Origin of the sequence: Oribacterium sp. oral taxon 078 str. F0262 (assembly GCF_000160135.1) — a bacterium.
GTDB lineage: Bacteria > Bacillota > Clostridia > Lachnospirales > Lachnospiraceae > Oribacterium.
In genome coordinates this window covers 75,839-90,043 of record NZ_GG729936.1, presented here as the reverse complement: position 1 = coordinate 90,043, position 14,205 = coordinate 75,839, and the positions used below count along the sequence as shown (strand labels likewise).

The following is a 14,205-nucleotide window of genomic DNA, read 5'->3' as shown; positions in this document are numbered from 1 at the left end:
GGAAGTGCTGCAAAGCATGCAGCTGACAGCTACTAATCGGTCGAGGGCTTATCCATAGTCGGAGAGATGTCAAAACGGATTGCAATCTGCGGTTTTGAAGGCACGAGCCTTCACAGGGGACTGTGAATGGCCCGGTGGCTCAGATGGTTAGAGCGCCGCCCTGTCACGGCGGAGGTCGTCGGTTCGATTCCGATCCGGGTCGTGCAGGAGATGCCAACTTACTTGTTTTCTTGCAAAACCTTCTTTTGTGAAACGGGCCGAAGGGCAGATTCGGAAGAATCTGTCCTTCGGCCCGTTTTGCTGTCTGTCAGCCGCACTCTCCCTTTCTCCGTTCAGGAAGGCTCTGTCTCCCCGGGCTCTGAAAACGTTCAGTGCCTGACATCTGCGAAGACATCTGTCTGCCAAGCCGGGTCCTTCTCTCCTTTTCTATGAGCTTCGTCTTTAATCTTATGCAGGTGTTGGCAAACACTTTGAAAAAATAAAGCTTTTAATTTAGATTTACTGTGTGAAATGTAGAAATTGTACTTGCAAAAGACCGATCTCACTGCTATTATTGAGACATCGCCGATGATTTCGGCTTGGAAACAGGGGTTGAAAGTATATTTTTGGAGGGAAGGTACTATGAAAAAAAGATCACTGTCCATCGCCCTGGCTGCCCTTATGGCGGCTTCCGCATTGGCTGCCTGCGGCTCTTCTCAGAGCGATTCCGCGGGAAGCAGCGCGGCAAAGACGGATGAGTCCGCAGGCGAGAGCAAGGCGGACGGCAAGGAGAGCAAGGCCGATGGAAAGGGAGGCAAGGAGCTTCGCCTTGTAAACGGAAAGATCGAGGTTGACGCCGCGCTGAAGGAGCTCGCCGCAAAGTACGAGGAGGAGACCGGAGTAAAGGTCAATATCGAGTCCATGGGAGGCGGCATCAATATTCAGGGAACCCTGAAGGGCTATTATCAGGCCGGAAACATGCCGGATATCTTTGTAAACGGTGCCGATCCGGACTTTGAGAATTGGTGCGGACAGGACCTTTTGGAGGATCTGAGCGATCAGCCCTGGGTTTCGGATACAGATGCCGCTTATAAGTATAAGGACGGGAAGATCTACGGCTTCCCCTACACGGTGGAGGCGATCGGCCTTGCCTATAATGCGGACATCCTGGAGAAGGCCGGCATCGATCCGAAGAGCATCACCGGGCCGGAGTCCATGAAGAAGGCCTTTGAGACTCTGGATTCGAAGAAGTCGGAGCTCGGCCTGGATGCCGTCATCGGCTACTGCGCGGAGGCGACGAATCTCTACTGGTCTACGGGGAATCATCTCTTCGGCGTCTATGAGGATGAGGGACTGAAGAGAGACGACTCGAAGTATTTTGATCTCCTGAAGGACGGCGGAAAGCTCGACAGCGATCGCTTCGAGAAGTATGCGGAGATGGTGGGGCTTTTCAATAAGTATTCCGATCCGAATCTCCTTGTTTCCGGGACCTATGATCAGCAGATTCTGAACTTCTCCTCCGGAAAGTACGCGTTCGTGACGCAGGGCTCCTGGATCGGGGCGACGATGACGACGGACGATAAGGACGCCTATGAGAAGGCCGGGAAGTTCAAGGTGGGAATGATCCCCTATGCCTTTGAGGAAGGGCAGGATACCATCCTCACGAATTCTCCCTCCTGGTGGTCTGTATTCAAGAATGACAATGCCGAAGAGGCGAAGAAGTTCTTAAACTGGGTCGCAGGGGAGAAGGGACAGGACATCCTCGTGAATAAGGCCGGCTTCATCAGCCCGTTCAAGTCCTGCAGCTTCGTCGCGGAGGATCCGTTTGCCCAGACCATCGTGGACTACCAGAAGGCGGAGAAGACCTCCGGCTGGCACTGGCTCGGAAATAAGGACGGCATTGCGCAGAATGCGCTCGGCGTAGTCTATCAGGACTATGCGCAGGGGAATATCAAGGATGCCAAGGCCTTTACCGATACCATGTCGCAGGTCTGTGCGCAGTATTACGCTTCCTGAGGAGCAGAAAGCTGTGGAGGAGGGGCGGCTTCTGCCGCTCCTCCCTTCCTCTGTCCGCTCCTTTTTCTCACTTTTCCGTAAGGGGGTTATGTATGAAATCAGCAAGATCCGGAGTGCCTTCGGGAGTTCTGATCCTTTTCGGAATCCTCCTTTTTGCGGCTTCGCTGGCCATGGACTTCATGGGAAGCACTTTTCGCGGGAGAGGAGCCATGCTGACGGCGGGGATACTCATCTCCCTCCTCGGGCTTTATTCCTTTCCCAGCCAGAGGCATCACCGGAGGATCGTCTATTTTATCTTTCTCTTTCCGCTTCTTTTTACCTTCTTTGTGACGGTGATCATCCCTCTGATCCTCGGGATCGGCTATTCCTTTACGGACTGGACCGGGATCGGATTTAAGAAGTTCGTGGGATTTTCGAACTATCAGAGCATGTTCCGGGATCCGGCCTTCCTCTGGTCGGTTATGATCACCTTCCTCTTTGTGCTTCTGAATGTGATTTTGGTCAATCTGATCGGCTTTCTGCTCGCCCTTCTCTGCTCTCAGAAGCTGAGGGGCATCGGCTTCTTCCGGGCCGCGTACTTTCTTCCGAACCTGATCGGAGGCATCGTGCTCGGCTATATCTGGCAGTTTGTCTTCAACAATGTCTTCATCAAATTCACCGGCGGCGTCTCTCTCCTCGCGAAGACAAACGGGGCCATGGCGGCGATCATCGTGGCCTATCTTTGGCAGAGCGCGGGCTATATCATGCTGATCTATGTGACCGGGCTCACGCAGATTCCGGGAGATGTCCTGGAGGCCGCGCAGATCGACGGCGCGAACGCGGTGGAGACGCTTTTCAAGGTGAAGCTTCCGATGATCGCGTCTACGATCACGATCTGTACCTTCCTCACGCTGACCGCGGCCTTCAAGCAGTTTGATGTGAACATGGCTTTGACGAACGGTGCGGGATCGGTCCCGAATTTTATGGGGGCCTATCTCTCAAACGGCACGCAGATGCTCGCTTTAAATATCTATAATACCGCGATCGCGAAGAACAGCTATGCGGTGGCGCAGGCGAAGGCGGTGCTTTTCTTCCTCATCCTGGCGGTGATTTCCCTGATTCAGGTGAGGATCTCCAACAGCAGGGAGGTGGAAATGTGATGAAGACGACAAGACGCTCCAAGAGGGCCATACTTTTTGTGATCGGCGTTCTCATAGCGCTCTATGTGCTCTCTCCCTTTTACCTTGTGCTGGTGAACTCCTTCAAGAAGCAGACGGATATCGTGCAGGACCCGGTGGGGATGCACGGCGCATCCTTTTCCCAGCTCACGGAGAATCTGAATGCTGTCATCAACAACTCGAACTTCCGCTTCTGGTATGCCTTTGGCACCTCGGCGGTGATAACCGTCGCCTCCCTCGTGCTTTTGATCCTCTTTGGCAGTATGGCGGCCTGGGTCATCAGCAGGAATCATAAGAGGGGCTGGGCGATCGCGATCTATATGATCTTTATCGCATCCATGATCATTCCCTTCCAGGTCGTCATGCTTCCCCTGATCGCGACCTTCCGGGATGTCGGAAAATTCGTGGGGATCAATATGCTCCAGTCCGTGCCCGGGCTGATCTTCGCCTACTGCGGCTTCGGAGGAGCCATGACGGTCTTCATCCTGACGGGCTTTATCAAGGGTGTCCCCTATGAGCTCGAGGAGGCGGCCGCGATCGACGGCTGCTCCCCGGAGGGGACCTTCTTCCGGATCATTTTCCCGCTCCTTCGGCCGGTCATTACGACATTGACCATCTTAAACGGGATGTGGCTCTGGAACGACTACCTTCTTCCCTCCCTGATGCTCGGGCAGAACGGAAAGGTGAAGACGCTTCCCGTGGCGGTGCAGGCCTTTGTGGGCTCCTATGTGAGGCAGTGGAATCTGATTCTCGGTGCGGCGCTTCTCGCGATGCTCCCCATGATTATCGTCTTTTTGATCGGTCAGAAGCAGATCATGAGCGGCATGGTAGAGGGCGCGGTCAAGGGCTGATACCGGCAGCGCTTTGAAACTTCGCAGTGCTCTGCCGCTGCGAAGATCGGCTGCTGCCCCGGAGCCCTGCAGTGCCAATAAGGGGATCTGTCCCATGCACTGCTTCGCTTCTTCAGAGCCCGGGACTTGAAACCGGCTGCAGCCGTGAGGCAGCAGCCGGCTTCTCTCAGGATGCGGAAAGAGTTCACGGCACTGTCCCTTCGAGATACAGTGATTGAAACACGCTCTCTGCCCCGCCGCGATACGCTGCAGCGTAAAAAAATAAGGAGATTTTGGAGGAAGAGCTTGCACAGTATCAAGGATATCGCGAAATTGGCGAAGGTAAGCCCGTCCACCGTCGCCAATGTGATTCACGGGAGACGGGATCGGGTCTCCGGAGAGACCTTTGAAAAGGTGCGGCGGATCCTGGAGGAGCAGCGCTATGTCTCCAATATGGGGGCGAGGCTCATGGCCAGCCGGGGCTCCTGCCTGATCGCACTGGTTCTCGCCTACCAGAACGAGAGGCGGACCAGCATCGTCCAGGATCCCTTCGTCTCCTCGGTCATCGCGGCCGTGGAGACCGAGGTGCAGAGGAAGGGATATTTCCTGATGCTCTACAGCAATCCCGATATGGAGGAGTGCCGGAAGATGGCGCTGGCCTGGAATGTGGAGGGCGTCATCGTCCTTGGATGCAAGAGGCAGGGCTATTATACGCTGAGAGAGCAGCTGGATGTCCCCATCGTGACGATCGATACCTGCTTTCAGGAGGGGGATCGGGACTTCGTCAATGTGGGGCTCTGCGACTACGAGGGGGGGAAGGAGATGACCTCCTACCTCCTCCAGAGGGGGCATCGAAGGATCGGCTTTCTCTCCCGGGAGGAGGGGAGGGATCATTTCGATCCGCAGTTTATCGACAGTGCGCGCTATCTCGGCTACCTGGCCGCCTATGAGGAATGGGGGCAGAGGCCGGAGGAGTGCTGGGCCCTCGATCTAAGCCGGAATCCGAAAAGGAGGAGGGAGCAGTTTATGAAGCTGCAGCAGAAAAATTTCTTTGGCTGCACCGCGCTCTTTCTGACCTCGGATCTCCTCGCGCTGGAGTTTCTGGGCTTCTGCCGGGACAGGGGGATTTCCGTGCCCGATGAGCTCTCCATCGCGGGCTTTGACGGGATTCGCGAGGGAGAGCGTTATCGACCGGCTCTGACCACGGTCTGTCAGGATATGAGAGAGAAAGGGACGAGGGCGGTGCGGGAGCTCCTTCGGCTCCTCCGGAGAGAAAGGGAGAGGGAGCTCCCGAGGAGAGATATCCGCCTTCCGGTATGCATCATGGAGAGAGAGACCGTGGAGGACCGCGGGGGAAATCCGTATTTCGGTGAAGAACCGGGCCCTTCGAAGAAGTCGGCCTTTGCATAAGTGCTGTGATATAGGCGTGTAAAATCATAGCAGGGAGAAGAGAATGAAGAAAACGTGGTGGAAGGAAAGTGTGGTCTATCAGATCTATCCCCGGAGCTTCTGCGACAGCGACGGGGACGGGATCGGGGATCTCAACGGGATTCGCTCAAAGCTGGATTATCTGAAAAAGCTCGGAATCGATGTGATCTGGCTTTCTCCGATCTATCAGTCACCGAACGATGACAATGGCTATGATATCTCGGATTACGAGAAGATCATGAAGGAATTCGGCACGATGGAGGACTTTGAAGCCCTCCTCTCCGAGGCCCACGAGAAGGGGATTAAGATCGTGATGGACCTCGTCGTAAATCATACCTCGGATGAGCACCGCTGGTTTATCGAGAGCCGGAGGGACAGAGAGAACGAAAAGAGCGACTTCTATCTCTGGAGGGATCCGGTATCGGGACACGAGCCGAACAACTGGGGCTCCTGCTTCTCCGGCTCCGCCTGGCAGTATGACGAGGGAAGGGGACAGTACTATCTGCACCTTTTCTCGAAAAAGCAGCCCGATCTCAACTGGGAAAATCCGAAGGTCCGGGATGAGGTCTTTTCGATGATGGAGCGCTGGTGCGAAAAGGGAATCGACGGCTTCCGGATGGATGTCATCTCTCTGATCTCAAAGCCGGAGGGCCTTCCGGACGCCCCGCTCAGAGGCGGCCTATACGGAGATCCGGGAATCTGCGCAAACGGGCCCCATGTCCACGAGTACCTTAAGGAGATGAACCGGAGAGTCCTGTCCCGCCATGAGCTCATGACGGTCGGAGAGACAGCCGGAGTCACCCTGGAGGAGGCAAAGAAATACGCGAACAGCGACGGCTCGGAGTTAAACATGGTCTTTCAGTTTGAGCATGTGAGCCTGGATGGAAACAGAGACTACGGCTTTAAGTGGAGCACGGAGAAAATGCCCCTCCTCCCCTTAAAGAAGAATCTCGCGAAGTGGCAGCTCGGCCTGGACGGCGTGGCCTGGAACAGCCTCTTCCTCTGTAATCACGATCAGCCGCGCATCGTCTCCCGGCTCGGAAATGACAGCGCGGAATACCGCGAGAGATCGGCAAAGTGCATCGCGACCATCCTCCATATGATGCAGGGCACGCCCTATATCTATCAGGGGGAGGAGCTTGCCATGAGCAACTACCCCTTTAAAAGCCCGGAGGAGTTCAAGGATCTGGAATCCGTCAACGCCTATTCGGAGCTCACGGAGAAGCTTAAGCTGGAGGGCTCGAAGCTCCTTCCCATGATCGCCGCAAAGAGCCGGGATAATGCGAGGACGCCGATGCAGTGGAGCGCGGAGGAAAATGCGGGCTTTACGAGCGGAAAGCCCTGGATCCCCGTCAATCCGAACTACCGGGAGATCAATGCGGAGGAGGAGCTCAGCCGCTCGGACTCAGTCTTTTATTACTATCAGAAGCTGATCTCACTTCGCCACAGTTCAGAGCTCATCGTCTACGGGCATTTTGAGCTTTTGCTCCCGGAGGATCCGGAGCTCTTCGTCTATCGGAGGTATCTTCCGGATCGGGAGCTTCTGGTGGCCGCGAATTTTTCGGAGAGGGAGAGGGAGTATCTTCCGGAGGAGAGGTTTCTCGCGGGAGAGCTCCTCATCCACAATATGGAGGGGAGATCGCCGCAAGGCGGCCGCCTCGCGCCCTATGAAGCCTATGTGCTGGAGAATAGAAGCGGCGTCTGTCATGATGCTTAGAAGGGAATTATGATAATGAAAAAAGAATGGTGGCAGCAGAAGGTCGCCTATCAGATCTATCCGAAGAGCTTTCTCGATACCAAGGGAAATGGGATCGGGGATCTCCGGGGAATTATAGAGAAGCTCGACTATCTCAGAGAGCTCGGCATCGGGATCGTCTGGATTTCCCCCTGCTATCTCTCGCCTCTTGCGGATCAGGGCTATGATATCGCAGATTACTACAGGATCGATCCCCGCTTTGGAAGCAATGAGGATATGGATGAGCTGATCCGGGAAGCGAAGAAGCGGGATATCGCGATCGTGCTGGACCTTGTGGTGAATCATTGCTCCGATGAGCATAGCTGGTTTCAGAAGGCCATCGCGGATCCGGACGGCCCCTACGCGGATTACTTTTTCTTCGAGGAGGGGGTAGACGGGCATGAGCCGAACAACTGGCGCTCCTACTTCGGCGGCTCCGCCTGGGAGAAGATCCCGGGGAGCGATCGCTACTATCTCCATCTCTTTCACAAAAAGCAGCCGGATTTAAACTGGGAGAATCCGAAGCTTCGGGAAGAGATCTACCGTATGATCAACTGGTGGCTGGATAAGGGGATCGCGGGCTTTCGCATCGACGCCATCTTAAATATCAAAAAGGTCTTCCCGCTCCGCGGCCATGATTTCCCGCCGGACCGGGAGGACGGCATGGCCTCCTGCACGAATATGATCTATGCGGCGAAGGGAATCGGGGACTTTCTCCGGGAGATGCGGGACCGCACGTTCCGCCCGCACGGGGCCTTTACCGTGGGGGAGGTCTTCAATGAGACAGAGGAGCAGATTCCGGAGTTCATCGGCCCGGACGGCTATTTCTCCTCCATGTTCGACTTCCGCTCCAACATCTTCGGAAGGTCCGGGAAGGGCTGGTATGACTGCAGACAGATCACGCCGGACGATTACCGGGACGCCTGCTTTGAGACGCAGAGACTGGTAGGGGATATCGGCTTCATCTCCACGATCATAGAAAATCACGATGAGCCGAGGGGAGTGAGCCGCTATATCCCCCCGGAGGAGCTCAGTAAGCGGAGTAAGAAGTTCCTCGGGACGATGCAACTCATGCTCCGGGGGCTTCCCTTCCTCTACCAGGGGCAGGAGATCGGAATGGAAAATATAAAGCTCCATTCCATCGAGGAGGTCGACGATATTTCTACGCTCGACGAGTATCAGATTTCACTTCAGGCCGGGCTCTCCGAGGAGGAGGCGCTTCGCTCGGTGAACCGCTTTTCCCGGGACAATGCGAGGACGCCGATGCAGTGGAGTGACGGGGAGAATGCGGGCTTTACAAAGGGGAAGCCCTGGCTCCCTCTAAATCCGAACTATAAGGAGATCAATGTCGAGGCGGAGGAGAGGGACCCGGACTCCGTGCTCCGCTACTACAGGAAGCTCATCGCGCTTCGTAGCGATCCGGAATATAAGGACAGTATCGTCTACGGGGACTTTGAGCCGTTCATGCAGGAGGAGAGCCGCCTCATGGCGTTCTACCGAAGAGGGGAGAAGAACTGCCTTCTGGTGCTCGGGAATTTCCGAAAAGAGGAGAGGGAGATCGAGCTCCCTGTGGATGTCAGGGCCGTGCTTTTGTCCAATGTGGATCAGAGCGAGATCCGGGGCCGGAGGATCAGACTGGAGGGCTATCAGGCACTGATCCTCGCGGTCTCCGAGCCCGGAAAAACTGGGCTTTCCTGAATCAGAGCCGTACTTTTTATGAGCCTTGGGCGAGGATGAGGAATCCGGAGCCATGGTAAGAGAGAAGGGCGACAGGACGAGCCGCTTTTTAAAGAGAGCGAAACACTAAGAGCGCATAAAAGCATGTAAAAAGCATGTAAAAAAAGCATGTAATAAGAGAGCGTGATGATTCGAGAGGACACAGAATCATCACGCTTTCAACATTTTTCTGCCACATTTTCCTGCTATCCTTTTCCTTGTCAGGATAAGAAGATAAGAGCTTTCCGGGGAGGGGATACCGGAACCGGGAGCCGATATAGAGGAGGTAAAGCATGGAAGATATGGAAGAGAGAGAAGAAAGAAGAGAGGATAAAAGAGAGTTAAGAAGAGAAGGAAGAGGAAGAAAAGGACAGGTGGCCGGGCTTCTCGCCAGCGCGCTGGTCTTCGGGACGGTGGCGGGAGGCGCGATGGTCGGGGTAAACGTTCTCGCGGGCCGGGGCATTTCCAGAGAGACGGCTGCAGAGAGTTCCGCGTCCCAGGCGGACACTCTTTTGAAGGGAGCGGAGAAAGGCAGCTCAATCCCCTTGAATAAAAGCGAAAAGACGGAGAGCGGGGAGAGTGCGGAGTCGGTTTCATCCATCGTGAAATCCGCGATGCCCTCCGTCGTATCCATCACCAATATGATGCAGTATAAGCAAAATGGCTATTCGATCTTCGGAGGAGGAGAGCAGAGCGGGGAGACCGCGGCGAGCGGATCGGGCGTCATCATCGGAAAGAACGATACGGAGCTCCTCGTCGTGACAAATCACCATGTGGTGGAGAATTCCAGCTCCCTGAGCGTACAGTTCGTCGATGGAAAAAGCGCGGACGCGGAGATCAAGGGGGAGGACAGCAGCGCGGATCTGGCTGTCATCGCCATAAAGCTCTCCGATCTCTCCAAGGAGACCCTGGAAAAGATCAAGGTCGCGGAGTTCGGGGATTCCGACAGCCTTCAGGTCGGAGATCAGGTCGTCGCGATCGGAAATGCGCTCGGCTACGGGCAGTCTGTGACGACCGGAATCGTATCCGCGAAGGATCGGGAGATTGAGACGGAGAACGGCACCGAGAGCGGGCTCATCCAGACCGATGCCGCGATCAATCCGGGAAATTCCGGCGGTGCTCTCCTGAATATGAGCGGCCAGGTCATCGGCATCAATGTGGCGAAGTACTCCGATACAAAGGTCGAGGGAATGGGATATTCCATCCCGAGCAAGAAGGCGGAGAACATCGTAAACGAGCTCTCCACGAAGACCACAAGGTCAAAGGTCTCCCAGGAGGACAGAGGCTATCTCGGAATCCAGGCAAAGACGGTGGACAGTCAGACGGCAAACGCCTACGGCATGCCGGAGGGGATCTACGTCTATAAGATCACGGAGGAGTCAAAGGCCGCGGATGCGGGGCTTCAGGAAAAGGATATCATCACAAGCTTCGACGGACAGAGCGTCGAAAGCCTCGATGATCTCAGCTCCCTCCTCGCCCGCTATAAGGCGGGGGAGAGTGTAAAGCTCACCGTCCAGAGGCTCTCCGGGAACGGGAAGTACGAGGAGAAGGAGCTCACGATCACACTGAGTGCCGCTCCGAAGTCGGAAAAACAGAAGAGCTCCGCACGGCAGAAGGAGGAGCAGCAGGGACAGAGCGCCCAGAGAGACAGTGAGGATGAGATCCTCCAGGAGTTTAGGAAATACTTCGAAAGAGGCTGAGCGGTGATGCAGGACTTTTTCCGCTCCGGCTGTCCTGAGCTCTCCAGCTGTCCCTCGCTAAAGCGGGACGGCAGAAGAGACAGATAACGGAAGGGACAGAGAACAGAACAGCATGCCTCATGAGAAGACGCGAACTCAGCCGGAGAGAGAAGAAGACCGGATGGAAAGAGGCCGGAAAAAGGACCGCCGCAAAAAAGCGGCGGTCCCTTTTAGATAGAACAGAGGAGAATCAGTTCTCGGTAAAGGCCTTCATGAGCTCCTCTGTCCGGTTTTCATTGGCAGAGCTCGCTGTGATGGTCACGGCATAGTTCCCCTGCTTCAGGATAAACTGCTTTTCATAGAGCGTAAGCCCGTCCTTTCCGAGTACGGCATCAATGCAGCTCATGCTCTTTCCGGCGAAGCTTCCCTCTCCCTTTTTGACGGAGACATCGGTAAAGCCCTGCTGCTCAAAGAGCTTCTGCTCCACGACGATGGAGGCGTCGATCGCGGCCTCGGCGTTCCCTGCGACACCAAAGGCGATGCCCGCATTCTGTATGGTTATATTGATGGAATCCGAAAGCTCGGCGTTTGCCGCGTAGAGCTCAACGAAGACAGAGCCGTTCTCCAGGGACTTTGCGAGAGTCTCGTCGTCGACCGTATCGCTGATCGCTCCGTTCATCTGCTGCAGCTGCTCCTCTGTCGCAAAGGACCAGCCGTCCGGGAGCGTGTAGCGTATGCCGAGATTTTCGTTGACATAGCTCTTTCCATCCAGCTTTCCGCGGATCTTTTCATTCTTTCCGCTGTCCTTCGAATCTCCCTTCTCATCCTTGGAAGAAGAGGACTCTTTCTTCTCGTCCCCTGAGCTCTCCTTTTTGTCTTTGTCCTTTCCGCCTGCTTCCTTGCTTTCTGCCTCCGTTGTCTGCTTTTCGCTCTTGCTTTCCGCGGCCTTCGTCCCGCCGCAGGCGGAGAGAAGTAAAACTGCGCTGAGTGAAAGAATCAAAAGTTTTCCTTTTTTCATAAATCCTCCCATTTTGACATTTTCCGCATTTCCCTATAAGATTAGCGTGTCAAGAAAAAAAGTTGTGACAAAGACCATGATATCCCGGAAGCTGCCGCGGAATCAAGGAGAAAAAATTAAGATTTACGATACGAGTCCCCGCCTGGCGGCGGAAGCTCATAAAAAAGGAGGCAGGATGAAATTTTCAGAGATCCCTTACGAGAGGATTGATTTTCAGAAGCTGAAGCAGGATTTTTACTCCCTGATGGAGCGGATGGAGAGAGCGGTCTCCGGGGAGGAGCAGTTCGAGATCCACAGGGAGTACTACAGGCTCAGCAACCACGTGCTCACAGAGATGAATCTTGCGATGATCCGAAATGACATCGATATGACGGATGAGTATTATTCGGAGGAGCAGAAGCATTACGACCGGAATATGCCGATCTTTCAGAATCTCGTCGTGGAATATCAGAAAAAGCTCTATTTCTCGCGCTTTCGCCCCTACCTGGAGGAAAGGATCGGGAGAGTGGCCTTTAAAAACATTTCCCTCGCGATGGAGGCAATGGATGAGAAGCTGATTCCGCTCATGCAGGAGGAGAACGCGCTCTCCACAGCGTACAATAAGCTGCTCGCCACCGCGAAGATCGACTGGGAGGGAGAGAAGCTGAATCTCTCTCTCATGCAGCCCTATCTCACGAGCCCGGACCGCTCTGTCCGGGAGAGAGCCTGGAAGAAATATACGGCCTTTTTCTCGGAGCACAGGGAAGAGCTGGACGATTTCTATGAAAAATTGGTTCTAAACCGGACGAAGCAGGGGCGGATGATGGGGCATGGGAATTTCCTTCCGCTCGGCTATGCCAGGATGAACCGAAACTGCTACGGCCCCTCTGAGATCCGTTCCTTCCGAAAGCAGGTCGAGCAGGAGATCGTGCCCCTCGCGGAGCTTCTGCACGAAAGGCGGCGGGAGAGGCTCGGGCTTTCGAGGCTTAATTATATCGATGAGGGGATCTATTTTCCGAACGGAAATCCCAGACCGGTCGGGACAGCGGAGGAGATCCTTGCCGCGGGGAAGAGGATGTACGATGAGCTCTCGCCGGAGACCGCGCGTTTTATGAATACCATGTGTGAGATGGAGCTTTTCGATGTCCTCGGGCGGAAGAATAAGAGGACCGGCGGCTATATGACAATGCTTGCGGATTACCGCGTCCCCTTTATCTTTGCGAATTTCAATGGGAGCTCCGGGGATGCGGATGTGATCACGCATGAGTGCGGGCACGCCTTCCAGGGCTATCTCACGGCGGATCTTCCGATCCGGGAGCACAATGACCTCACGATGGAGACCGCAGAGACGCATTCGATGTCCATGGAGTTCTTCACGGAGCCCTGGATGCCGCTTCTCTTTGGAGAGAGGGCGGAGGATTATCTTCGGATGCATCTTGAGGCGACTCTCAGCTTTCTTCCCTACGGAGTGATGGTGGACGAGTTCCAGAATATCGTCTACGAGGACCCGGGACTTTCTCCGAAGGAAAGAAGGAGAGTTTGGAGGGATCTGGAGAGGCGCTATAAGCCGCACCTTGACTACAGCGGGAATCCCTACTTTGAGGAAGGGGGCTTTTGGCAAAAGCAGCATCATATCTATGACAGCCCCTTCTACTATATTGACTACTGCATCGCGGGGACGGACGCGCTTCAGTACAAAAACTGGATGGACAGGGACTGGAAGTCCGCCTGGGAGAGCTATCTGAAGCTCTGCAGGGCTGGGGCCTCCGACTTTTTCGATGTTCTGATTCGGGATGCCGGTCTCAGAAATCCCTTTGAGGAGGGCTGCCTTAGGGATATCGCAAGGGGGATCAGAGAGAGAGAAGCTCTCTGATGTTTTCCCCGAGCACCCGCTCTGCGATCCACTTTTCGGGACTCGCGAATTCGATCCCCCGCCGGCAGAGAAGGGGCTCTCCGTAGGGGGCATCGGAGCTGAAGAGGCAGCGCTCCGGAAGTTCGGAGAGAAGCATTTTCAGAACGAGAGAGGAGAAGGATGCCGAGGTATCGATATAGGCTTTCTTTGCACTTTTTGCATATTCCAGGAGCATCTGCCAGTTCCAGCCGCCGCTGTGACCGAAAATGAGAGGGACGGACGGGTATTTCTGATGGAGCTCTATCAGGATTTTAAGGCCGGAGGATGTGACAGGATGGAAGCAGTGCACCCAGACCGGAAGCTCCGGGAGGTCCTGCAGAGCCTGGAATACGGTCTCGAGCTGCCGGATCTGCTCCTCTGAGCCCGGCGTGTACTCGCCTATCCCCCGTAAGCCGTTTCTGAGGATCTCCTCCTCGATCCAGCTTCCGGTTTCCGTGAGACTGAGTCCGAGCGGAACCCCTCCGAAGCCGGTGAAATGCTCGGGGAAGGCGCGGATGGAGCGGAGGAGCTCCTGATTTCCTCTGTGGATTCTCTCGGAATTGCTCTTTTCCGTGTTTTCTCCGGCGAGAATCCGAAAGAGCTTTGCCATCTCCTCCTTCCATTCTCCATAGCTTTTTGCTTTCTCGGGATGAGGAGTGGTGTAGAAGAGAACGGCCTTGTCCACGGACGCCCTCTTCAGCTTTTCAAGCTGTGACTCCGCCGGCAGAATGACATGCTCGTGACTGTCGATAATCATGCTTTTCTCCTTTCAGAACT

The 14,205-nt window shown here is 55.1% G+C and carries 10 protein-coding genes and 1 tRNA gene; 9 read left to right on the top strand and 2 right to left on the bottom strand.

Features of this window, described 5'->3' with window-relative positions; all coding sequences use genetic code 11:
• The first annotated feature begins 128 nt into the window (after positions 1–128).
• The 8 genes from GCWU000341_RS10495 (at position 129) to GCWU000341_RS10460 (ending at position 10,561) form a co-directional block, all read left to right on the top strand.
• Positions 129–202 (top strand) — tRNA-Asp (locus GCWU000341_RS10495).
• 419 nt (positions 203–621) lie between these two features.
• A complete protein-coding gene (locus GCWU000341_RS10490; protein WP_040654198.1) occupies positions 622–1,995 on the top strand; it encodes an ABC transporter substrate-binding protein in 1,374 nt (457 codons plus the stop codon).
• Between the two features lie 92 nt (positions 1,996–2,087).
• On the top strand, positions 2,088–3,134 hold the full coding sequence (locus GCWU000341_RS10485) for a carbohydrate ABC transporter permease (protein WP_009215975.1): 1,047 nt from the start codon (positions 2,088–2,090) through the stop codon (positions 3,132–3,134).
• On the top strand, positions 3,134–4,003 hold the full coding sequence (locus GCWU000341_RS10480; RefSeq protein ID WP_009215974.1) for a carbohydrate ABC transporter permease: 870 nt from the start codon (positions 3,134–3,136) through the stop codon (positions 4,001–4,003). Before GCWU000341_RS10485 ends, GCWU000341_RS10480 begins: the two co-directional genes overlap by 1 nt.
• A 285-nt stretch (positions 4,004–4,288) precedes the next feature.
• Complete coding sequence (locus tag GCWU000341_RS10475) at positions 4,289–5,392, top strand: LacI family DNA-binding transcriptional regulator (RefSeq protein WP_196794844.1); 1,104 nt, start codon at positions 4,289–4,291, stop codon at positions 5,390–5,392.
• Between the two features lie 43 nt (positions 5,393–5,435).
• Entirely contained in the window at positions 5,436–7,127 is a 1,692-nt protein-coding gene (locus GCWU000341_RS10470) for an alpha-glucosidase (RefSeq protein ID WP_009215972.1), read from the top strand.
• A 15-nt stretch (positions 7,128–7,142) separates the two neighbouring features.
• Complete coding sequence (locus tag GCWU000341_RS10465; RefSeq protein ID WP_040654196.1) at positions 7,143–8,843, top strand: alpha-glucosidase; 1,701 nt, start codon at positions 7,143–7,145, stop codon at positions 8,841–8,843.
• Positions 8,844–9,163: 320 nt separating this feature from the next.
• Entirely contained in the window at positions 9,164–10,561 is a 1,398-nt protein-coding gene (locus GCWU000341_RS10460; RefSeq protein WP_155812853.1) for a trypsin-like peptidase domain-containing protein, read from the top strand.
• 229 nt (positions 10,562–10,790) lie between these two features.
• On the opposite strand, the gene GCWU000341_RS10455 is transcribed toward GCWU000341_RS10460, so the two are convergent.
• Positions 10,791–11,558: a hypothetical protein gene (locus GCWU000341_RS10455; protein ID WP_155812837.1), complete on the bottom strand. Its 768-nt coding sequence runs from the start codon at positions 11,556–11,558 to the stop codon at positions 10,791–10,793.
• A 175-nt stretch (positions 11,559–11,733) separates the two neighbouring features.
• Here GCWU000341_RS10455 and GCWU000341_RS10450 point away from each other — a divergent pair, with 175 nt between their 5' ends.
• Positions 11,734–13,410 (top strand): M3 family oligoendopeptidase, encoded by a 1,677-nt coding sequence (locus GCWU000341_RS10450; RefSeq protein WP_040654254.1) that lies wholly within the window; start codon positions 11,734–11,736, stop codon positions 13,408–13,410.
• On the opposite strand, the gene GCWU000341_RS10445 is transcribed toward GCWU000341_RS10450, so the two are convergent.
• Positions 13,388–14,185, bottom strand: a complete 798-nt coding sequence (locus GCWU000341_RS10445) for an amidohydrolase family protein (protein WP_009215966.1) — start codon at positions 14,183–14,185, stop codon at positions 13,388–13,390. The two genes, GCWU000341_RS10450 and GCWU000341_RS10445, sit on opposite strands and share 23 nt — an antisense overlap.
• Positions 14,186–14,205 lie beyond the last annotated feature (20 nt).